At 51.0% G+C, this 21,775-nt stretch carries 16 protein-coding genes; 4 read left to right on the top strand and 12 right to left on the bottom strand.

Annotated features, from left to right (window positions below):
* The first annotated feature begins 167 nt into the window (after nucleotides 1–167).
* The gene (locus QNJ26_13480) at nucleotides 168–2,612 is read left to right on the top strand and encodes an FAD-dependent oxidoreductase (protein MDJ0986547.1); all 2,445 of its coding nucleotides are present in this window, start codon (nucleotides 168–170) and stop codon (nucleotides 2,610–2,612) included.
* Between the two features lie 176 nt (nucleotides 2,613–2,788).
* Here QNJ26_13480 and QNJ26_13475 read toward each other — a convergent pair whose 3' ends face one another.
* The 12 genes from QNJ26_13475 to QNJ26_13420 form a co-directional block, all read right to left on the bottom strand.
* Complete coding sequence (locus QNJ26_13475) at nucleotides 2,789–3,355, bottom strand: flavodoxin family protein (GenBank protein MDJ0986546.1); 567 nt, start codon at nucleotides 3,353–3,355, stop codon at nucleotides 2,789–2,791.
* Nucleotides 3,356–3,406: 51 nt separating this feature from the next.
* On the bottom strand, nucleotides 3,407–4,843 hold the full coding sequence (locus QNJ26_13470; GenBank protein MDJ0986545.1) for a trimethylamine methyltransferase family protein: 1,437 nt from the start codon (nucleotides 4,841–4,843) through the stop codon (nucleotides 3,407–3,409).
* Between the two features lie 14 nt (nucleotides 4,844–4,857).
* Complete coding sequence (locus tag QNJ26_13465) at nucleotides 4,858–6,096, bottom strand: MFS transporter (protein ID MDJ0986544.1); 1,239 nt, start codon at nucleotides 6,094–6,096, stop codon at nucleotides 4,858–4,860.
* Nucleotides 6,097–6,428: 332 nt separating this feature from the next.
* Complete coding sequence (locus tag QNJ26_13460) at nucleotides 6,429–7,067, bottom strand: corrinoid protein (protein MDJ0986543.1); 639 nt, start codon at nucleotides 7,065–7,067, stop codon at nucleotides 6,429–6,431.
* Between the two features lie 66 nt (nucleotides 7,068–7,133).
* A complete protein-coding gene (locus QNJ26_13455; GenBank protein ID MDJ0986542.1) occupies nucleotides 7,134–7,931 on the bottom strand; it encodes a methyltetrahydrofolate cobalamin methyltransferase in 798 nt (265 codons plus the stop codon).
* Between the two features lie 193 nt (nucleotides 7,932–8,124).
* Nucleotides 8,125–10,128, bottom strand: a complete 2,004-nt coding sequence (locus QNJ26_13450; protein ID MDJ0986541.1) for a (Fe-S)-binding protein — start codon at nucleotides 10,126–10,128, stop codon at nucleotides 8,125–8,127.
* A 246-nt stretch (nucleotides 10,129–10,374) separates the two neighbouring features.
* Complete coding sequence (locus QNJ26_13445) at nucleotides 10,375–11,337, bottom strand: electron transfer flavoprotein subunit alpha/FixB family protein (GenBank protein ID MDJ0986540.1); 963 nt, start codon at nucleotides 11,335–11,337, stop codon at nucleotides 10,375–10,377.
* Between the two features lie 52 nt (nucleotides 11,338–11,389).
* The gene (locus tag QNJ26_13440) at nucleotides 11,390–12,163 is read right to left on the bottom strand and encodes an electron transfer flavoprotein subunit beta/FixA family protein (protein ID MDJ0986539.1); all 774 of its coding nucleotides are present in this window, start codon (nucleotides 12,161–12,163) and stop codon (nucleotides 11,390–11,392) included.
* A 38-nt stretch (nucleotides 12,164–12,201) separates the two neighbouring features.
* Nucleotides 12,202–14,619, bottom strand: coding sequence for an FAD-dependent oxidoreductase (locus QNJ26_13435; GenBank protein ID MDJ0986538.1), 2,418 nt, complete (start codon nucleotides 14,617–14,619; stop codon nucleotides 12,202–12,204).
* Nucleotides 14,620–14,972: 353 nt separating this feature from the next.
* On the bottom strand, nucleotides 14,973–16,394 hold the full coding sequence (locus QNJ26_13430; protein MDJ0986537.1) for a trimethylamine methyltransferase family protein: 1,422 nt from the start codon (nucleotides 16,392–16,394) through the stop codon (nucleotides 14,973–14,975).
* A 289-nt stretch (nucleotides 16,395–16,683) separates the two neighbouring features.
* The gene (locus QNJ26_13425) at nucleotides 16,684–18,186 is read right to left on the bottom strand and encodes a sigma 54-interacting transcriptional regulator (GenBank protein ID MDJ0986536.1); all 1,503 of its coding nucleotides are present in this window, start codon (nucleotides 18,184–18,186) and stop codon (nucleotides 16,684–16,686) included.
* The gene (locus QNJ26_13420) at nucleotides 18,183–19,070 is read right to left on the bottom strand and encodes a MurR/RpiR family transcriptional regulator (GenBank protein ID MDJ0986535.1); all 888 of its coding nucleotides are present in this window, start codon (nucleotides 19,068–19,070) and stop codon (nucleotides 18,183–18,185) included. Before QNJ26_13420 ends, QNJ26_13425 begins: the two co-directional genes overlap by 4 nt.
* Nucleotides 19,071–19,365: 295 nt before the next feature.
* Here QNJ26_13420 and QNJ26_13415 point away from each other — a divergent pair, with 295 nt between their 5' ends.
* The 3 genes from QNJ26_13415 to QNJ26_13405 form a co-directional block, all read left to right on the top strand.
* Entirely contained in the window at nucleotides 19,366–20,589 is a 1,224-nt protein-coding gene (locus QNJ26_13415) for an FAD-dependent oxidoreductase (GenBank protein ID MDJ0986534.1), read from the top strand.
* Between the two features lie 200 nt (nucleotides 20,590–20,789).
* Nucleotides 20,790–21,050, top strand: coding sequence for a sarcosine oxidase subunit delta (locus tag QNJ26_13410; GenBank protein MDJ0986533.1), 261 nt, complete (start codon nucleotides 20,790–20,792; stop codon nucleotides 21,048–21,050).
* Nucleotides 21,047–21,775, top strand: a 729-nt coding sequence (locus QNJ26_13405) for an FAD-dependent oxidoreductase (protein MDJ0986532.1), incomplete at its 3' end; no start/stop codon positions are given. The genes QNJ26_13410 and QNJ26_13405, both read left to right, overlap by 4 nt.

The following is a 21,775-nucleotide window of genomic DNA, read 5'->3' as shown; positions in this document are numbered from 1 at the left end:
GTTTTGGTCATTTAATAATTGAGATTTGAGTTTTATTTGCAATTTGGTGCTTGGAATTTGGAATTTAATTTGTTGGTGTTTTAAATAAGACGGCGAATAATGTTGATCCGGATTTTATAATTATATAGAGAACACCTTACTAGACAAACAACAACGTGGAGGAAAATATGCCCGCAAAAATACCCACCCAAGCTCAAGTCGTTATCATCGGTGGCGGTATTGTTGGCTGCAGTGTTGCCTACCATCTCTGTAAACTTGGCTGGAAAGACGTGGTGCTGCTAGAGCGTAAAACGATTGCATCCGGTACCTCCTGGGCGGCAGCCGGTCTTATGGGGCAGCTGTGGTCGACCAGCGCCTTGACCAAGCTGGCGGTTTACGGAGCGGATCTATATTCGAGTCTGGAAGAAGAGACGGGGCAGCCCACCGGCTACCAGCGTCCAGGATCCATTCGTGTGGCGCAGACCGAAGCACGTAAAAGTGAATTTTCGCGTTCGATGGCCATGGCGCACGCATTTGGCATCGAGATGGAAGAAATCAGTCTGGAAGAGACTAAAAAACTGTTTCCGCTTCTCCACACTGATGATCTTGTGGCGGCCTGGTTTCAGCCCAATGACGGCTTCGCCAATCCGGAAGACACAACCCAGGCACTGGCCAAGGGTGCCCGCATGGGTGGGGCCAAGCTGATTGAACAGGTCAAGGTAACCGACATCCATCTTAAAAAAGGTGCCATTGCCGGTGTCAGCACCGATCAGGGGGACATCGCCTGTGAATATCTGGTCAATTGTGCAGGTATGTGGGCGCGAGAGGTCGGCAAGATAGTGGGTGTCAGCATTCCACTACTTGCGGCTGAGCATATGCACCTTGCCACCAATCCGATTGAAGGCACTTACAAAGGCATGCCCTATTTGCGGGATATGGACGGCTATATCTATATCAAAGAAGAAATGGGCGGTTTGCTCATGGGCGGATTCGAGCCAGTGGCCAAACCCTGGGGCATGGAGGGAATACCGGAAGATTTTGCCTATACCCAGCTGCAGGAGGACTGGGACCAGTGCGAGATTTTTATGAACAATGCCATCAAGCGCGTGCCCGCCTTTGAAGATGCCGAAATCATCAGCTTAACCACCGTTCCCGAAAGCTTTACACCCGATACCGCCTATATGCTCGGAGAGGCCCCCGGGGTGAAAAACTTTTTTGTGGCCGCCGGAATGAATTCAGTGGGAATCACCAGTGCCGGCGGTGCCGGACGCGCGTTGGCGCAGTGGATCGTTCAGGGCTATCCGGAGGAAGATTTGTCGTCGGTTGATATTCGGCGCTTTTATTCCTGGCAGTCCAATCACCGCTATCTGTATAACCGCACCATCGAGGCGGTCGGCAATCTTTATGCCGATCACTGGCCGTATAAACAGCCCAAAACCTCTCGCAATGTTCGCTGTACACCGTTTCACGACCGCCTGGCAGCCCGTGGCGCCTGCTTTGGGGTTGTGGCCGGCTGGGAGCGGGCCAACTGGTTTGCACCTGAAGGCGTCAAAGCTGAATATGAATATGCCTGGGGACGACAGAACTGGTTCGAATATTCGGCTGCCGAGCACATGGCCATCCGTGAAAATGTCGGTGTTTACGACCTGTCGTCGATGGCCAACTTTTTGCTTCAGGGTCGCGATGCGATGCAGGTGGTGCAGACCCTGTGTGCCAATGAGGTGGATGTGCCGGTCGGCAAAGTCGTCTATACCCAGATGCTAAATGAAAGGGGCGGCATCGAAGCCGATATCACGTTGACCCGTCTGGCGCCGGATAAATATTTTATCGTCTCACCGGGGGCAACCGGGCCGCGGGATTTTGACCGGATCCAGCGCCACATCCATGAGGATACTCACGCGGTTTTGACCGATGTGACCTCCGGTTTCACCATGCTGGCGGTTATGGGGCCGAAAGCCAGAGACTTGTTGGCAGAGTTGACCGATGCCGATCTATCCAACGAGGCCTTTCCTTTTGCCACCGCCCGGGAAATCGACTTGGCTGATGCGCGACCGCTGGCGGTGCGAATGTCATTTGTTGGTGAGTTGGGATGGGAGCTTTACATCCCGACCGAATTTTCAACCAATGTGTTTGATGCCTTGGTAGAAGCCGGCGAGAAATTCGACCTGAAACTGGTGGGACTGCATGCGCTCGACTCGCTGCGCCTGGAGAAGGGCTACAAGCACTGGGGCGCCGACATTACATCGGACGACAGCCCTTTTGAAGCGGGGTTGGGATTTTGCGTCAAAATGGACAAAGAAAATTTCATCGGCCGTGATGCACTGGCAAAGCAGCTTAAAGCCCCGCTGGAGCGCAAGCTGGTCATATTTACGCTGGAAGACCCCGAGCCGCTGATTTATCATGATGAGCCGATTTACCGCAACGGAGAGCTGGTCAGTGAAAACACCCACGGATCATATTCGCACGTGCTCAATGGTGCCATCGGCATGTGCTACCTAAAAAAAACAGGTGGCATTTCGGATGAATGGATAACCTCCGGCAAGTATGAAATCAATATCGAAGGCCAGATGTATCCCATTAAAATTCATCTGGAGCCCCCCTATGACCCCAAAAGCGAACGGGTGCGAATGTAGCCTGGCGGTGATCGATCAAATTGAATTGGACGACAGCTAAATAAATTATTAGTCTGCCGCAGGCGGATGCCAACCCATGCATCATTCCATCTCCACAACATGTTTTCTAATCATATAAATAAAAAGCGTGGAAGCCAGAAATCCACGCTTTCTTTTAAGAAATCTGATGGAATGGTTCAGCTTACCAGAGATCGAGCCAGTTCTATGGCTTTATCCTTGACCCCTTCCGGTAACCCTGGGTGTATGCCGCACCCACCGACATACAATTCACCCGATTTTTTGGCTAAATAATAGCCCACAAGCCGATCGAAAGCCATAAACATACCTTCGGCGTTCTGCTCGTATTGGACCTCCCCTGTAACCAGTAGGCCGATGCGTTTCCCTTTCAATAAAGAAGTCCATCCCGGTTTGCGGTAGTTGGTAACCATAGCGTAGCCCCGGTCGATAAGCGCTTTCATTTGGGCCGAAAAGCCCCAAAAATAGATCGGAGAAGCATACAGGACTGCTTCGGAAGTGATCATTCGTTCCATAATGTCGATCGCATCGTCCTTTTGCACACAACCAATCCCATCGGGTTTCTCCAGACATTTGTTACATCCCAAACAGCCCCCGATAGACTTGTTATTGAGGTAGATTCGTTCCACCTCGTGGCCCAGTGATTTGAGTTCTTCCTCTACCCATCCCAGAACAGTTGCGGTATTCCCTTTCTTCCTGGCGCTGCCTAAAAGCGCGTTGATTTGCATTGCCGGTTCTCCTTTCATGCAAAACTTTTACAATCTGAGTTTTACACCTATCTACTTCCAGGATTTTTGCATTTGATCGATCTCTTTGACCACTTCCGGCGCCAACGGTGCCGGCTGGTGCTCCATGGCTTTTTGGGTCAATTCGCGCAGCCGGTCTTCAAAGCGTTTCGCACCTGCCTCTTTCCACTGGTCATAGACCATGCGCTCAAAGAGCTTCGAGTAGCGCACATCCTTGAAATGGCTTAAGGTATGGTCATCTTGCAGGTAGTGGCCACCGGGGCCCACCCGATCAATCACATCCAGGGCCAGGGTTTCGTCGGTGACCGGCAGCCCCTTCATGAACTGATTGACATTATGCAATATTTCGTTGACCAGTACCATAAAGGCGGGCGATACGAGTGATCCGTGGTCCAGCCAGCTGCTGCAGTCATGGACCAGGCTGGATCCGATGGCCGCGGAGCTGAAAATCTGCAGTGCAGCTTCGGTGGCGGCCTGGGCGTCAGGGAATTTAGCATCTGAACAACCGGCGGTGCCGAAGAAGGGCAGCTCGTAATACTGTGCCATCTGCGCCAGCGCACCGACCATTATGCTCAATTCCGGGGCGCCATAGGAAAAAATCGTTGTTTGCATGTCCATGATGGTGGCAAACGCACCGTAAATAAAAGGGGCGCCAGGGCGGGCAGCTTGCGCCAGAACCAGTCCGCTCAGGGATTCGGCACTGCCCTGAACCACCGTACCGGCGAAGGTCGCCGGACCTGAACCGCAGGCCTGAGGCGCCGGGAAATTGATCAACGGGATGCCGTTCTCAACCGTAAAAAGCATCTTTTCAACCGCAGGATCATAATACTCCAGCGGTGAAATGGGCTCGGAGTATTGAACAATGGTCGGCGCTTTGTCAAAATTTTCTTTTCCGCCGCAAATCAGAAGGGCCATTTCATAAATGGCACGCTCGCTTTCGGCATCATTGCAGCAAAACACCAGCGGTTTTTCACAATAGGTCAGCGCTTGCCGTGCAATGACCTTATCGGCGATCTCGGCCGGCTGATCGGCGGCCATGCCGATGGTCATGGACCACTGAAAATTCGGCAGGGCGTCGGCTAAAGTAGCGGTGATGCGGCAATGCTCGCTGGTAAATTGCGTGCGTTCATCGGTCAGGGGGTCCAGGTAGTCCAGGCAATCGAGGCTGGGTCCAAACCAGGATTTATCGCCTTCCAGAATGACGGAACGTTCCCCATTGCGTTTGCCGAGCACCACCCGGGAGGGCGCCTTGCGGATGGCATCTTCGACCAGCCAGGCGGGGATCCGCACGCGGTCGCCGTCCACCTTGGCCCCGGCGCCGTCCAGCAGTTCCAGGCCGCGGGGATGGGTCATTTTAATACCGGTGCGTTCCAAGACCTCGAGGGTGGCCATGTGAATTTGTTTGATTTGAGCATCATTGATTACCTGCATTTTGGGTTTAAAATATAACTCGGGTCGCTGGAGATGCATTTGCTTGCCTCCTTTTATGTGTTGGGGTGAAATTTTTTCTCCCGAATAAATAAGGTCAAAATGGTTCCCGCCAGAGCGGCAATGGCAAATGAGAGAAAAACCGCTCCGTACGATTGAAAGACATCCACGATCTTACCGGAAAGCGGGGTGGTGATGATCCCCGCCATGCTCGTGAAGGTTGTCAAAAAACCCATACCCGTGGCCGCTAATTTACGCGACAAAATATCCGAAGGAAAGGCGGCCAACAGAATGTCCGGCATGATAATCATTAACCCGACCACTGCCAGCAGACTTGTCGCCAAAATGAGACTAACCCCCAGAGACAGCAAAAATGTCGCGCCTGTTAACAGCGCCATGCCCAAAAGGAGCAGCGGTTTGCGCCTTCCCCCAAAATAATGGTCTGATAGAAAACCGGCGAGCGGCGAAGCAAAAACGCCTGGTAGCAGAACCAGAGCGGCAATTGTGCTCGCGCGGTCAACCGTCATGGCGTAGCTTTCCTGCAAAAAAGCCGGAATCCAGACCAGGCAGCCGAACTGCACATAGACAAAACAAAAATAAACCAGAGCAATCACCCAGAGCATACGATTGCTTAAAACCACCATCAAGCGCGACCTGGGGTCATTATCAATCCTTTGCTCGAGCTCAATCTCGTCATCAAAACCAGCTAACCCTTTTTCAGCGGGATGGTCTCTGACGAATATCCAAAAGACCAGAAGAGCCGCGGCCATCAATGCCGGTGGCACGATAAAAGCGCTCTGCCAGCCGAAATGATCACCCAGGTATCCGGAAAGCCGAATGCCGGCACTGCTGCCTCCAGTAACACAGGTGGCAAATAACCCGATGGCGGTGCCGCGTTTTGACCGTGGGAACCAGCTGACAATCAATTTAAGAGCCGACGTCCAACCCATAGCCTGACCAAAGCCGTTGACACACTGCCCTATGGAAAGGACCAGGAAAGTCGACCCTTGGCTGAAAATCAGGTTGCCGATGATCGAGATCAGCGCACCACCTGATATAATTTTGCGTGGACCGAAACGATCAGCCAGATAGCCTGCCGGCAGTTGAAAAATGGTATAGGTGATAAAAAATAGCGCCATTAACCAGCCGGCTTGGGCATTTGATATATTGAGATCCGCTTTCAGGAGGGGAATCATGGGGGAGAAATTGAACCGGTTCATATAGTACAATCCGAAGAAAAGCCATGTCAGAAAAAGTACCAAACCGGCTGGTGACCACCATCCCTTTTTTTTCAAGCCAGACGTCCTCCGTCATCGGTTAAGCCCGTTTGCCCGTTGTCCCGTTAGCCGGCAATCAAAGTAAGATAGATATCCCTTGTTAACGGGCCTAATCCGCCGGGGGCGGACTCAACGGGCCCAACCGGACAAACGGGCTCAACCTAAAATGAGAGCCGACCAGATCAGTGTTTTGATCCGGCCGGCTCGTCGACATCGGATTGCACAGATCCGTTGGTCTGATGAGACACGTGATCTGTTTGTTCTCGTTCTGAATTGCACCGCTCATCTTGATTGCCGGTAGAAATTCGACCGAAAACTCTTTTATTTGGATCTCGATAACCGGCGGCAAACTATAGACCGATCAACTCTTTTCCCTTTTCAACTGCGCTGGCTGCGTTTGACGCATAGCCATCGGCACCAATTTCTTCGGCAAATGCAGCAGTTATCGGAGCGCCGCCGATTAAGATTTTGACTTGATCACGCACCCCCGCTTCTTTGATCGCATTGATGGTTTCGCCCATCTTCGGCATGGTGGTGGTCAACAGGGCCGACATCCCGATGAGTCTGGCATCGTGTTCTTTGATGGCATCCACAAACACCTGTGGTTCTTTATCGATGCCCAGGTCCACAACATTAAAGCCGGCTCCCTCAAACATCATCCCCACCAGATTCTTGCCGATGTCATGCAGGTCGCCTTTTACCGTGCCGATGATCAGCGTACCAATGGACTCTGCCCCGGTCTCTGCCAGTAAGGGGCGCAAAATTTCCATGGCACCGTGCATGCACTTGGCACACCGCAATACTTCGGGAATGAACATTTCTTCGGCCTTAAAGCGCTGTCCCACAACATCCATGCCTGCCAAAAGCCCCTGATCCAATATATCTGCCGGTGCTGTTCCCGCATCCAGGGCTTCTTTGGTCATGTTCACCACGTCATCGATGTTACCGGCAATCAAAGACTCAGCCATTTTCCCAAGCAGTTCACTCATGATTTGTGCCTCCTTTTTTTGAAAGCGCTTTTATTTAATTAACAGCAGAAATAGATAACGTGAATCCTAATATTCAAACTTTTGGGCTCGGTATGCCTCCAGGTAAGCGGAACACCATTCGTCGTTGCCGGCCAATGCCTCAGCTGCAATGATGTTGGCCATCATTTTTTGGTCCAAAGGATTGACGATGGCCCCGTCTAATCCCTTGGTAATGGCCATTACCATAAACGTCTGGTTTAAAAATTTGCGTTCGGGCAATCCGAAAGAGATATTCGAAAGTCCACAAACCGTGTGAATCCCGGGAAATGTTTTTATAATGCTTTCAATCGAATTTAAAAATTCAACCCCAAAGGTGTTATTCGTGGAAAGCGGTTGGACCAGGGGATCAACGTAGATATTTTCCACAGGCACATTATTTTTAACCAGGTTATTGACCAACTCGTTTGCGATCTCCATACGCTCATCGGTCGTTTGTGGCATGCCTTTATCGCTCATACAAAGCGCCACAACCTTAAAATCCGTACCGGCGACAATCGGCAACAGCGCTTCATATCGCTCCTTTTCCAGTGAGATAGAATTGATCATGGGGGTGCCTTTGTGGACAGTCAGTGCGGCCTCAATTGCCTTGGGGTCAGGGCTGTCGATGCAGCATGGTGTCTCTATAGCCGCCTGCACGGTTTCAGTGAGCCATTGTAAATATTCGGATTCCTTGCCAACAAAAACACCTGCATTGACATCTATGTAATCTGCTCCATTTTCATGCTGATCTTTGGCAATGGTTTGAATGGTGGCCGTATCCTGGTTCTCGATGGCCGCGGCAATTTGCTTACGGCTGGCGTTTATCAACTCCCCCACGATAATCATGTGTCCCCCTTTGCTCCCGGCGAACGGGATTTAATCTCTACCTTATTGATTTAGCACCAATGTGATGGCGGTTAGCGTGGTTTCTCAGAAAACTACATGACCGGCAACGCGCGCTTAATTTATTAACGATTTCCGGGACGCAACATTAGTGGCTTGTACAAAACTTTTGACCTATTTACAATGTCATTTCTACTCAGGAAGTAGCCTCGTCAATCATTTCGACGACGTCCTTGACCTGCACCTCCGATTCTTTTTCCAGGATGCCGTCTCTGAGCATGGTGGTACAAAACGGACAGGCCACTGCAACGGTTTTTGCGCCGGTGGCGATTATTTCTTCGGCCCGCTCTTCATTGATGCGTTTGCCGATGGTTTCTTCCATAAACATTCGAGCGCCGCCGGCGCCACAGCAAAATCCTTTAGACCCGGATCGAGGCATTTCTATTGGTTTTGCACCGCCGTTTATGGAAGACAGTAAATCCCGGGGCGCCTGATAAATGCCATTCCAGCGTCCCAGATAACACGAGTCGTGATAGGCCAGCTCCGCCAGGTGACCGTTGGATACCTTTAAACGGTCCTGTTGAAACAGTTCCAGCAGCAACTCGGTATGGTGTACCACGGCATAGTTGGCATCGAATTGGGGGTATTCGTTTTTAATCATGTTGTAACAGTGAGGGCAGCCGGTCAGAATCTTTTTCGGTTTGTACTGATTAAGCACCTCGACATTCTGCATCATCAGCATCTGAGCGATATATTCATTGCCGGCCCGGCGGGCCACATCCCCGTTGCAGGCCTCCTCCGGCCCCAGAATGGCAAAGTTGACACCGGCTTTTTGCAGCACCCGGGCCATGGCCTGGGCAATTTTTTTGCCACGGTCGTCAAAGGATCCGGAACAGCCGACAAACCAAAGCAATTCGGCGTCCGGCTTGTCCGCCATCAGGGGTACATCCATGCCTTTAGACCAATCGGCGCGGCTGTCGCTGCTGAAGCCCCACGGGTTGAATTGGTTTTCAAGGTTGGTGAAGGTTTCCTGCATTTCCGGTGGGAAATCCGCCTCCATGAGCACGCGGTGCTTGCGCGTTTCAAGGATAAAATCAAGCTGTTCGATGTTTACCGGACAGATATCTTCACAGCCGCGACAGGTGGTGCACGACCAGATGACGTCTCCGGTAATAGGGGACCCCTCCCGCACAATCGGTTCAATTTTTTCGAAGTTTTGGGCCATGATGGCATCTGCCTGGGCCAATAAATCAACTTTAAAATCATGGATCACATTTTTGGGCGAAAGCGGTTTGTCGGTGCAGCTGGCAGGACATTGCTCTTCACAGCGTCCGCATTCAGTGCAGGCGTAAAGATTGAGGACGTTTTTCCAATTCAGTTCGCTCACTTTACCCAGCCCAAAGGTTTCCGCCTCCTCATCTTCAATATCTGTTTTAACCATTGCTTTGGGCAGATCCAGGCGTTTTAAAAAGACATTGGGGACGGCTGCCAGCAAATGCAGATGTTTGGAACCGGGGATGTAAATCAGAAAGCCCAGAATCGTGGCGATGTGGATCCAGTAACTGATCTCATAACCGGTTTGAAGACCTGCCGGTGAGAGGCTTTGCAGATTAAACAGCGGCACCAGCCTTTCAGATACCGGAAACGCGCCAGCATAACTGAAGGATCCCGCTGCCGGCATAAGGCTTAAAAAAGCATTAATCAAATGAAATGTGATCACGATAACGCAGGTAAACAGGATGATCAGATTGGCATCCGAGCCCATGGATAGATAGCTGGGACGCACGACTACCCGCCGATAGAGGGCATAGGCAAATCCCACCAGAACCAGAGCGGCCAGGATATCGGCCACAAACAAATACACGCGGTAAATGGTCGGGATGGCATGGCCCGGCTCAAAAGCGGGAAAGACCCCCTGGATCATGAGCATCAGTGAATGGGGTTGGATAGCTAAAAACCCAAAAAATATCAGCATATGCGCTGTGCCGATCAGCGGCTTGCGGCGAACGTTGGATTGACCCAGTACATCGGTAAAAAAAACCTTAACCCGCTCACCGATCCGATCAATCGTAAAGTCCGTTTGTCCCTCAACCGATCGCATCAGGCGATACAAACGTGCTGCAAGTACAAAGAAATAGCCAAATGCGCCGATCAGGGCCAGCGCGATGACAATGGATTTAATGGTCACATATGTTTGCATCTATTGTTCCTCGATAATTCTTCAGACCGAAAGTTTTACTGGATTTGCGTCTTTCATTTCTTCTTTTTAAGGAACACAGGTGTCGGGTGTCCCTCAAAAGCGGGTTTCAGGTGTCAGGTGTCAGGTCTTCGGTGTCCCGTTTCGCGCTTTTGTTACTTAGTGGCCATAATGACCACATGCTTGCTTTGCTTTCTGATTTCAGTCGTATGTTCCCTGACACCCGAAACCTGACACCTGAAACCTTTTTTATTTGCCGCCTTGCTCCCGTAAAACTTCCGTGAGCACCGGCACCACTTCGAACATGTCTGCAATAATACCGTAATCACATTTTTGAAAAATAGGGGCATCTTTGTCGGTATTGATCGCCACAATAACTTTTGACGTTTTCATGCCGGCAAAATGCTGAACTGAGCCCGACAGGCCGCAGCCGATATACAGTCTCGGGCTGACAGTTTTTCCTGTCTGGCCCACCTGCATGGAGTGCGGTGCAAACCCAGCATCCACGGCCGCGCGGGAGGCGCCCACGGCAGCACCCAACAGTTCGGCACATTCTTCAAGCATTTTGTAGTTCTCGGCCGCATCGATAGGACGGCCGCCGGTGATGATGACGTCGGCCTCGGTGAGGTCCATTTTGGAAGTGTCCCCTTTTGTGACCTCCAATAAATTGACCAAACCCGGATCCTGCGCGTTGGCGGCGTAGTTTTCGACTTGCGCATCTGTGGGGGCTTTTTCGGCTTCAATTACATTTGGCCGCAGGGCGCATAGCAACAGATCCGATTTGAGTTTAATGGTGGCGATGGTTTTGCCCGAGAAGTGGGACTTGCGGACGGTCTTGTCCTCAAAATTGATGCCCACACAATCTGATGCCAGAGTAACGTTTAACAGGGCGCTTAAGCGCGCAAACACGTCGCGTCCCTTAGCGCTGGCCAAACCGATCAGTCCGTCCAGGGCAAAATGCTGAATGACATCCGCCAGGGCACGTGCCTGCAAATCCGGGCTGGATGAGAGGTCCGCTCCGTCGACGGTTACCTGCACAATTTTCTGGGCGCCATATTCAGCCAGGATATCTTTTACCGAGTCGGCATCGACACCCAATAGTAATGCCACCACCTCATTTTTGCCGCCGTCTCGCGCAGCAGTGATGGGACCGAAATTTGTCTTTTTGATTTCATCTTTGTCCGTTTCGATGAACACACCTATTTTGGCCATCTGAATTGTCTCCTATATTTAACTTCCCTTAAACAGAAAATATTCTCCTGATTCAAAGGACTTTGTCATCCTCTTTAAGAATCCGAACCAGTTCGATCACCTGCTCGCGTACTGAGCCCTGCATGACCTGAGCGCTGGATCTTTCAGGGACCGCTTCGAGCTTTAGCAGCTCGGTTTGGTCAAAGGATGTATCCAAGCCCAGTTGATCAAATTCCACTTCTTTGATCTCTTTTTTTTTGGCTTTCATAATATCCGGAAACTTTGGATAGCGCGGTTCGTTTAGACCCTTGGTGGCACCGATAATGCAGGGCAGCTTCATCTCCATTTTTTCCCGAGTTCCGCCGCCGACCTCGCGTTCGACGGTCGCCTGACCGTCATTGATATCAAGGTTGACGACTTCGCTAACCACCGGCAGGTTCATGGCTGCCGCCAGGCGATACTGGGTTTGGAAACCTTCAGTGTCCACGGCGTTTCGACCGGTAAAGATCATATTCGGCGTTCCGTCCTGCTCGATAGCGGCTTTAAGCGCCAGACTTGTCAGTGTGCTGTCTAAAAACTGACTTTGTATCTTGACGTGGATACCCCGATGGGCTCCCATGGCCATGGCCGCTCGCATAGTTGAAACTGCCGCTTCAGGACCCACGGTGACCACAACCACTTCACCGCTGCCGGCTTTTTCGACCCTTTGAACGGCCTCCTCCACGGCGTATTCATCATACGGGTTGATAATGAACTTGCAGGCCGTGTCGTTATAACCGGCCTCATCGACGACAGTGATGGTCGCCGCGGTATCCGGAACATGTTTTACACACACATAGATCTGCATTATCTCATCCTTTTGTTAATGCGGTTAACAATAGTGTATCAGGCCTTCATTTTCTCGTTGGTGGGATCATATAGCGGCATGGCCACAACTTCGGCCGGCCGCTGATCACCCAATATTTCAACCGTCAGCTGAGTGCCGGGCGCGGTTAAGTCGGGTGGCACATAACCGAAAGCAATGCTTTTTTCCACCCGGTGACCATAGCCGCCGGATGAGGTCATGCCGACCTGCTCCTGACCATTAAAAATGGGATTGTAGCCCCATGGATCGGAATCTTCAGCATCCACCACCATACACACTAGCTGTTGTTTGACCCCTTCAGCTTTGATTTTTTCCAGCGCCGCTTTGCCGATAAAATCCTTGTCCCATTTAACCGCCCAGGCCAGGTTGGTTTCCAGCGGCGAGTGATGAACGTTCATTTCTGATTTCCAGGCCATATAGCCTTTTTCCAGGCGCATGGAGTCCATGGCATGCATGCCAAACATTTTCAACTCAAATTCCGCTCCGGCTTCCATCAAGGTCTGGAACACGGCAATCTGGCTTTCGATGGGATGGAAAATTTCATACCCCAGTTCGCCGACGTAGTTCATGCGATTCACGCGGCACTTAACCCGACCCACAAAAATTTCTTTGCTGGTGACAAAGGGCATGGCCTCGTTGGTGATATCGCCATGAGAAATTTTTGTTAGGAGGTTGCGACTCTGGGGGCCGGCGATAACAAAACAGCCCAGCTTGTAGGTGAGGTCGTTCATCTGGACCGAACCGTCTTCGGGCAAATTCAATATCAACCAGTGCTGGTCGTGGCGTTTGCCTAAGCTGGCGGTCACACAAAAATATTGGCCTTCTTTGATTCTGGTGATGGTCATATCGGTCTTAAAAGCGCCATTTTTGTCCAGCACCGGGGCCAGCGCGATACGGCCATCCTGGGTGGGCACTCGCTGGCAAGTCAAGCGGTTGAGCCAGTCTTCGGCGCCAGGTCCGCTGATTTTGGTTTTGGCAAAACGGGTGAGATCCAACAGGCCGACATGTTTCATTACATGCTGGCACTCCTCAGCCACATGCTTGAAGGCATTGGATCGTCGCCAGCTGGGGGTTTCGTAGTTGTCGGCTTCATCGCTGGTAAAATAATTGGGGCACTCCCAGCCGTAATAGTCACCAAAGACAGCGCCGGCGTCTTTCTGATATTCGTAAATAGGGCTGGTGCGGTTGGGTCGGGCGGCATCGCGCCATTCGTTTGGGAAAAATATGCTGTACAGGCGCGGATAGGTATCGGCGATTTTTTCATGGTTATAGGCCCAGTTGGCGTAAGAACCGAAACGGCGGCTGTCGACGTGCCACATGTCGATCTCGGGCTCGCCTTCCATGATCCAGCCGGCCAGGTAGTGACCGATACCGCCAGCCTGTGTAATGCCGAAGCTGTAACCACAGGCCTGGAAAAAGTTTTTCAACGGATAGGCTGGCCCTACCAAAGGGTCGCCGTTGGGTGTGTAAGTAATGGGGCCGACGGTGACGTGCTTAAAGCCGGTTTCTCCTAAAATCGGAAAGCGAAAGATGCCGTGTTCAATGTTTTCGGCCACATTTTCGATATCCTCGGGCAGCTCGGTTTGAGCATAATCCCAGGGAACGCCTTCCGGAAACCACTGCTTTCCAACTTTCTCATACATACCGAGGATCAGGCTGTCCATTTCCTGGCGTATGTAAATCGAGCGGTCCGGATCGCGCACCAGAGGCAGCATGCGCTCCCGTTCTTCGACGGCACCAATGGCCTCAAAAAGAACATGGGTATGCTCAATGGCAATGGAGGGAATCTCGACACCCACCATGGCCGACACTTCCGGTGCCCATAAGCCCCCGGCATTAACCACGGCTTCACAGGTGATATCCCCCTTGTCGGTATGGACGACCCACTCGTCGTTGGGCTTTTGGCTGATACCGGTCACCTGGGTATGGGTGTAAATTTCAGCCCCGTTCTTTTTGGCGCCGATCGCCATCGCCTGACACATGCCGCTGGGATCCACGTCACCATCGTCAGGCCAGTAAAGCCCCCCCAGCAGACCTTCCACGTGCATCAACGGATGCAGTTCGGCAATCTCTTGCGGACTGACTTTCTGCACGTCCAGCCCCAGACAGCGGTTCATGCTGTAATAATAGCCCAATTCATCCATGCGATCCGGGTTATCCGCGGTGCGAATGGATCCAGTGGTGTGCCAGCCGGTGGTTTGACCGGTCTCTTCTTCCAGCTCTTGATAAAGCTCAATGCTTTTCATGTTGACCAGGGTGCAATAATAACTGGAATGATAAAAAGAGCAATTACCAGCGGCCAACCAGGTTGAACCGGAAGTCAATTCATGCTTCTCCACCAGTACAACATCCTGCCAACCGTATTTGGCCAAATGATACAGAACGCTGGTACCGATGGCACCACCACCGATCACAACAACTCTCGCCTGTGTTTTCATGGGATTTTATCTCCTTTGGTGTAAATGTTCTTACCGGTAGGTATTAAAGAACCCCCCATCGTGTTACAAGAGCAACAAACATACCAAAAAAAATGAATTATATTTAGTATTTAAATAGGTTACCGATCGTTTTTAAAGCATGAATAATGATGTTTGGCAAGAATAATTTTATATAATAATATCAGAACAATATCCGCTAGCCAAATCGGTTTTGCCGCCACCTGACGCCCACATTTAAAACACCGTCACATGCCAGGATTGATTGTCATAAATGTTAAAATTTTTTGACAAATAGAAAAATCTTTTGTCAATTTGTAAAAATAGTTTTCTTTTTTCCGATCGATGAATGATCTTTAGCCGGCTTTGCGGCGCGTCACATACTCGGATAATTCCGACTCGATAGCCGAATCGATATCCGGTTTTTCGTAATTGGCCAAGCGTTTATGTAACACATCCGAGGCGCGCTCATCGGCGCGTTTGCCGCCGGCGCCCTGCCAACTGTCATAATCCTGCACGGTCATCAATTCGGGCAGAAAAAAGGCCGTGCGGCATAGTTCAAAGGTTTTGGGCTGGGTCAAATAATTGCCACCGATGCCGACTTCTTTGATGGTTTCCAGGTCAATGGATTCATCATTAATGTCAATGGATTGGATGAGTTTTTTTACCGTTCCGCAAAGTTCTTCATCGATGATAAATTTCTCATAGCTCATGGCGACATAAGCGCTTAAAATTCCGCAGGCGTGCAGGACAAAATTGATACCGTTGCGCGCTGCGGTGATCAGCGCCATTGCGGATTGAACGCCGGCCTGGGCATCAGGAAAGTTGGCATCCGTCAGCCCCCCGCCGCTGCGACTGGGCAGGTTGTAAAAGCGTGCCATCTGCGCGGTACAGGACACCAGCATCGACAGTTCCGGAGCGCCAATAGATAACCCGCCCGTGCGCATATCCATGGGTGACGAGGTGGAGCCGTAGATGATGGGGGCACCCGGTCTGACCAGCTGGGCCAATATCAAACCGGCCAAGATTTCAGCATTTTGCATGGCCAGAATACCCGCCAGCTCAACAGGGCCGGAGGCCCCGGCCATGGCCAGTGAGGCCAGAACACATGGCTGTCCGTAGCGCGCCAGTTCGATCAGCGAACCGGCCATTTCTTCCGAGAACTGCAGCGGAGATAAGGAGTTGATCAATGAAACCATAACCGGCGTGTCCTTAATCTGATCTTTACCGCCCCACACCAGACCGGCCATTTCGATGGCATCCCGGGCGCCTTTCTTGGAGACCGGGCTACCCATAAACGGTTTATCACATAGAACAATGCTGGATAATAGCATATCCAGATGAGCCGTCTCTGGGGGGATATCAGACGGTTCCACCATCATGAACCCGTTCATATCAATGTATTTGGACGTCTGTACCAGTTTGCAGAAATTGTCATAATCTTCCATGGTGGACTCTCGTTTCTGGCCTTCAGGTGTGATGATAAACGGCGCCCCATAGCCGGGTGCGAAAGCAAAATCATCGTCTCCCACCGCGATGCTTTTGGCCGGATTGCGGGCCGTAATGCTAAAGTGCTGCGGCGCCGATTCCAACGCCCGGGCCACATCGTTTTCTGAAAAAAAGACCGTCTTACCATCAACTTTAAAATTGGCTTTCGCAAAGATATCTAAGGATTCTGATTCATTAAAAGCCACCCCGACACTGGAAAGGATATTGATGGCAGCATCATGGATTTTGGTCATTTGCTCCTGGGTTAAGGTCGGCATGCGATCATACATGGTCTTTCCTCCTATTTGTGGGCTGATCCAACTATTGGGATTGAACCTCTCAGGGTGGTTCGATGGCGGCTCATCAAAGCGCTGAAATGCAGGTTTGGCGACATCGTCGCTAGCGGTTCGGACGAAACATCAAACGGGAAATTTGATAAAAGACGAATGCGCTGGAACTTGCCCCCCCTCGAGGCAGGCGGACTTTAATTGAAAAGGCCCGCAGTGGATATCTTCACTCGTATTCACAGCAAATAGCGTACCAATCTGAAACATCACCGCGCGAGCCAAGACCTTCCGGCTAACAGAAATCGGCTCGATTCAGATGGTATTTTTTCATTTTATAATGCAGCAGTTGTCTGGAAATGCCAATGCTACCGGCGGCCTTGGAAACATTGCCATTGGCGTTGATCAGCGCATTGATAATCGCAGTTTTTTCGCCTTCTGACCGGATCTCCATAAGGCTTTTTGAGGCAACGCTGGAGGCAAGTTGTTGGGCAGGGATCCTTTTGGAATCTGCGGCTGGGTGGCCGGAAATCTCTGTTAGCGGGATTGCCGGTGCACGCCCCTCAGAAGGCCAATTTTCAAATTGAGCGCTGAAATGCCCGTGGAGATGATTAAAGGATATGACTTCATTGGGTTGGACCATGTTCATCGCACTTTCTATGACGTGCTCCAGCTCACGCACATTGCCGGGCCAGGGGTAGCGATCGAAAAGCGCCAGTACCTCGGGAGATATACGGGGGATGCCTTTGCCCAATGCGCGGCTGTGTTTATCTAAAAAATGTCGAATCAGCTTTTCAATATCATCACGCTTTTCTCGCAGGGGCGGAATGGCAATGAAGACCACGCCAAGCCGGTAAAATAGGTCTGGTCGCAAAGTACCGGCTTCGATGGCGCGGTGGGGCTCCTGATTGACCGAACTGATAATCTTCAGATCAATATCGACTTCTTTTAATGCGCCCACTCGACGAACTCTTTTTTCCTGCAGAACCCTCAGGATTTTGGCTTGCAGGTTAATGGACATGGCATTGACTTCATCCAGAAAAAGGGTGCCGCCGCTGGCGCGCTCAAAAAGACCTGGCTTGTTCATGGCCCCGGTAAAGGCACCTTTGGATGTTCCGAACAAAATGCCTTCGAGCAGGTTTTCCGGAATGGCTGCACAATTAACCGGAATATACCGTCGTTCGTTGCGGGCGCTATGGTTATGGATAGATTGGGCCAGTAGTTCTTTGCCGGTTCCGGTTTCACCATACAGCATGACCGGCGATGGGGAGTTGGCCGCCATCACAGCGGTATTGACTGCTCTAAGAAAAGTCGGGTTTTCACCGATAATGTCGCCAAAGGTATAGTTGGTGCCATTTTTGAGATTGGATTCCTTTTCGGGAATCGCCACCGAGGAAAGGGTTTCCTCCAGCACGTTATAGTCTTTTACCAGGCAGATAGCGCCGGTCAGACGTCCTTCTCTGAAAAGCGGAAAGGCACGGTGAATGGTATTGGCCACCTTTCCCATACGGGTGCGGTAGAAGAAATGGCGATTGATGATCGGATGACTGGTTTTGAGGCACTCCATGATCACAGAGGTTTCCTCGGTTAAATCGTAAACCTCGGTGATTTTTTTACCCACCGGATAGCTCGGATCCAGATCGTCGATTTTAGCCATGGCGTCATTGTAGTAAACGATCACACCGGCGGTATCGGCCATGATGACGCCCTCATCGAAATCTGTAAAAACTTTTAAATAATCGACATCCTCCAGCTGCAGCGGTTGTGGCCTTGTGTTTTTTGCAGTACGATCCGTCATGGCAATATTTCATCTCGGCGAAGGTTGAACAAGACATCATTTTCGCGGTAAGCCTGTTCGAGTTTTCCTTGATGCTCTTTGAGTCGATTGCCGTCCTGGGAGGCCATTTCGAGCACCAGATAGTTGATGATACAGGCAATGGTGGTCGGACTGCCAATGAAAGGGATGTTTTTAGCCGGCGCCACAAGGCTCAGATGGGCAAATTGGGTCAGCGGGCAAAGGGAGCTGTCGGTAATCACCAGCAGCTTTCGATCCAGATGGCGTGCCGTTCGGCCCAATCGAATCAGTTCGTTGGGATAGCGGGAGGTGGCGATAATGACCACCAAACTGTCGGGTTCGGAAATGGTCAACCAGTCAATTGCGGTGCTGTCGCTGCCCTTTAAAATGTGGACCCCGGACCTGACTTTTGTCAGCGACCAGCCCAGATAGTAGGCAAAAGTATAAGAGACACGTGAGCCGATGATATACACGGCCGGGCTTTGGCTGAGATAATCGATCGCTTTTTGTAGGGTGGTCAAATCAACAGTCTCGAAAAATTGCTTAAGATTATCCATTTCTTCAGACACGACCTGCCGAAGGCGGTCCATGCCTTCGCCGGCAGTTGCTGCCAGATCAGCGCGTTCGAGCATGGTCAATTCCCGGTCGACAAAATCCCGCAGCGCCTGCTGAAAGGCACCGTACCCTTCATAGCCCAGCTGGCTTACAAAGCGAACAACGGTGGCCTCGCTGACCTGGCAGGTATTGGCCAATTCTTTGGTGGTCATAAAGACCGCCTTACGCGGATGATTGACAATATATTCACCCAGAATGCGCGCTTTGGGCGTCAGAGAAGGGTGCTGCTCAACAATGCTTTTCATGGTCAGTCGATTGGCCGGGTCTGGCATTTTGTTGGTCCTTGCCCTTTAAAGGGTCACACATTATTTGCTAAATGATGAAAGAAACATTTAAAATGAAAGAAAAATTTCACAAAGGATTTATAAAAGTTAAGACTCCAAAAAATAAGAAGCTCTAAATATCATGTAATATCAAGTGTATCATTGCTTTTGTCAAGGATTTTTGTAAAAAATGTGTTTTGATGGCATTTTTTTACTTGACATCTTTTGTTTCATTGTCATACCTTCCAAAACTATCATTGGACAACCACCATTTCATCAAATTTAATATGAGGACTGAACTGCTATGTTGCGAAAATCCAAACGCCTTTGGGGAGATCAGGCTGCGCTTAAGTCAAGCTATGATGCCGTGATCATCGGCGGTGGGCTGCATGGCCTGGCCGCGGCTTACTTCCTGGCCCGGGATCATGGTATTAAGGATGTGGCCGTCATTGAAAAGCGCTTTCTGGGTTTTGGCGGCTCAGGGCGCAATACGGCCATTGTGCGCGCCAACCAACGGACCCAGCAAAATGTCCCGCTGTACAAAGAAGCCCTTGAACTGTGGCCGATTCTCACCAAAGAGCTTGATTACAATTTGATGTTTTTTAACTGTGGCAATCTGAACCTTATGCACAGCGAAGCCGCCATGAATTCGGCGCGCATGAACGTGGCCACCGCACAGTTCCACGGAGTTGAGAGCCATCTGGTCGATGCCAAACAGTGCAAGGAGCTGGTACCGGCCCTGAATATTTCAAAGGACATCACCTATCCAATTTTCGGTGCCATGTACCATCCGCCGGGCGGCATTTTACGCCATGATGCCATTGTGTGGGGCTTGGCAAAAGGGGCCGCCAAACACGGCGTTCATATTCACCAGCAAACCGAAGTGACCGGTATCGGCGTTGAAAACGAAAAAATAGTTTCTGTTGAAACCGACAAAGGCCGCATTAAAACGCCGCGGGTGTTAAATGCCGCCGGCGGATATTCTGCGGCGCTGTCCTATCAGATGCTGGGCATCAAGCTGCCGATCAGTGTCCTGACCATTCAGGCCATGGTCACCCAGCCGCTGAAGCCGATTTTAGACCATGTGGTGTCATCCGGCACCTATCATTGCTACGCCAATCAAACGCTGAAAGGTGAAATCGCCACCGGCGCCCACATGGACGCCTGGCCTAATTACACCACCCAGACCACTGCCTATTACATCAAGCATCAGGCCGAAGCCCTCTCAGAGATGCTGCCCTGTCTGCGCGGGGTCAAGTTTATGCGCCACTGGGGCGGGCTGGCGGACATGACCCCGGATATGGCGCCGATCATGGATGGCAACAACCTGATCGAAGGCTATTATATGGATTGTGGCTGGGGATATTTCGGTTTCAAATCCTGTGCGGCCACCGGGAAATATATGGCGCAATTCATGGCCAGCGGGAATTGCCCTGAGAGGCTCAAACCTTTCAGCCTGAACCGATTCGAACAAAATCGGCTAATGGGGGAAACGGCAGCGCTGGTAAACTATACACCAGATAACTAAAACCTGAATTTGTATGAAAATAGATGAGAATCTTATTTATTTGATTACGATAGCTTCAAACTAAAATGGAGAACGATAATTTTTGTTTATATACTAAATCGGATGAGAGTCATTTTTATTTCTCATCTATTTTCATACAAATTCAGGTTTCAAGTAGTAAGATAGCTCTCTAACTTTAGCTCACTTAAGGAGAAGACAAGATGGCATTAACCCTGACCTGCCCCGTGTGCGGCAAACGTAACGGATATGAATTCCGCTATGGCGGAGAGGAAAAGGGACCTCGGCCCGATGAAGCGGATCTAACGCCGCAGGCCTGGTGCGAATATGTGCACATGAACAAATGTGTGGCCGGCATCCAAAAAGAGTGGTGGTGCCATAAAGATGGTTGTGGTGTATGGTTTACCACTTACCGTGATACAACCTGTAACCTTGAGGTGGACGAACCGGAGGCGCAATCATGAAAAGGCTGGAAAACCTGCCCACCCTGCGAATTCATCCAGAAAAAACCCTGGAATTTAGGTACCGCAAAAAAAAGCTTAAAGGGTTGAGCGGAGATACGGTGGCCTCGGCCCTGTATGCCAACGGCATCCGCATCTTTTCGCGCAGTCTAAAATATCATCGCCCGCGCGGGCTTTACAGCCTGGATGGTGAAAGCAGCAACACCTGCATGCAGGTTGACGGCACCCCCAATGTCTGCACGGAGACCACGCTGCTGGCAGACGGTATGCAGCTTGAACCCCAGAATGTCTCGGGCTCACCTGAATGGGATATGAAAGGCTTTTTGGACAGTTTGGACTGGGCCATGCCGGCGGGCTTTTATTACCGCACCATGCACAAACCGGCCCGTATCTGGCCGATTGCGCTCAAACAGGTTCGCAAGGCTGCCGGGCTGGGCAAAATTACGCCCGACTTTCAAATGCCTGGTCGCTATGATGAAATTTATCCCGCAGCGGATGTGTGTGTTATTGGCGGAGGCCCGGCGGGTATGTCGGCAGCCCTGGCAGCGGCCGAGCAGGGACTGCGGGTGATTCTGCTGGAAACCCGACCGTGGCTGGGCGGATTTTTTGACTACCGCACCACCGACAGCGGCAACGGCACGTCTCTGGCGCAACGCGCGCGGCAGGTGGCCCAACAGGTTGAACAAAACGATCGTATCCGCGTATTTACGCATACCACTGTGGTGGGT

This window comes from Desulfobacterales bacterium, assembly GCA_030066985.1.
In the GTDB taxonomy this organism is placed as follows: domain Bacteria; phylum Desulfobacterota; class Desulfobacteria; order Desulfobacterales; family JAHEIW01; genus JAHEIW01.
This window is presented reverse-complemented; position numbering and strand designations above follow the sequence as displayed.

What these genes read in the sequence shown, in the direction of transcription:
- QNJ26_13480 (MDJ0986547.1), top strand. Translation starts at nt 168, where the DNA reads ATGCCCGCAAAAATACCCACCCAAGCTCAAGTCGTTATCATCGGTGGC.
- QNJ26_13475 (MDJ0986546.1), bottom strand. Translation starts at nt 3,355, where the DNA reads ATGCAAATCAACGCGCTTTTAGGCAGCGCCAGGAAGAAAGGGAATACC.
- QNJ26_13470 (MDJ0986545.1), bottom strand. Translation starts at nt 4,843, where the DNA reads ATGCATCTCCAGCGACCCGAGTTATATTTTAAACCCAAAATGCAGGTA.
- QNJ26_13460 (MDJ0986543.1), bottom strand. Translation starts at nt 7,067, where the DNA reads ATGAGTGAACTGCTTGGGAAAATGGCTGAGTCTTTGATTGCCGGTAAC.
- QNJ26_13455 (MDJ0986542.1), bottom strand. Translation starts at nt 7,931, where the DNA reads ATGATTATCGTGGGGGAGTTGATAAACGCCAGCCGTAAGCAAATTGCC.
- QNJ26_13450 (MDJ0986541.1), bottom strand. Translation starts at nt 10,128, where the DNA reads ATGCAAACATATGTGACCATTAAATCCATTGTCATCGCGCTGGCCCTG.
- QNJ26_13445 (MDJ0986540.1), bottom strand. Translation starts at nt 11,337, where the DNA reads ATGGCCAAAATAGGTGTGTTCATCGAAACGGACAAAGATGAAATCAAA.
- QNJ26_13440 (MDJ0986539.1), bottom strand. Translation starts at nt 12,163, where the DNA reads ATGCAGATCTATGTGTGTGTAAAACATGTTCCGGATACCGCGGCGACC.
- QNJ26_13435 (MDJ0986538.1), bottom strand. Translation starts at nt 14,619, where the DNA reads ATGAAAACACAGGCGAGAGTTGTTGTGATCGGTGGTGGTGCCATCGGT.
- QNJ26_13430 (MDJ0986537.1), bottom strand. Translation starts at nt 16,394, where the DNA reads ATGTATGATCGCATGCCGACCTTAACCCAGGAGCAAATGACCAAAATC.
- QNJ26_13425 (MDJ0986536.1), bottom strand. Translation starts at nt 18,186, where the DNA reads ATGACGGATCGTACTGCAAAAAACACAAGGCCACAACCGCTGCAGCTG.
- QNJ26_13420 (MDJ0986535.1), bottom strand. Translation starts at nt 19,070, where the DNA reads ATGCCAGACCCGGCCAATCGACTGACCATGAAAAGCATTGTTGAGCAG.
- QNJ26_13415 (MDJ0986534.1), top strand. Translation starts at nt 19,366, where the DNA reads ATGTTGCGAAAATCCAAACGCCTTTGGGGAGATCAGGCTGCGCTTAAG.
- QNJ26_13410 (MDJ0986533.1), top strand. Translation starts at nt 20,790, where the DNA reads ATGGCATTAACCCTGACCTGCCCCGTGTGCGGCAAACGTAACGGATAT.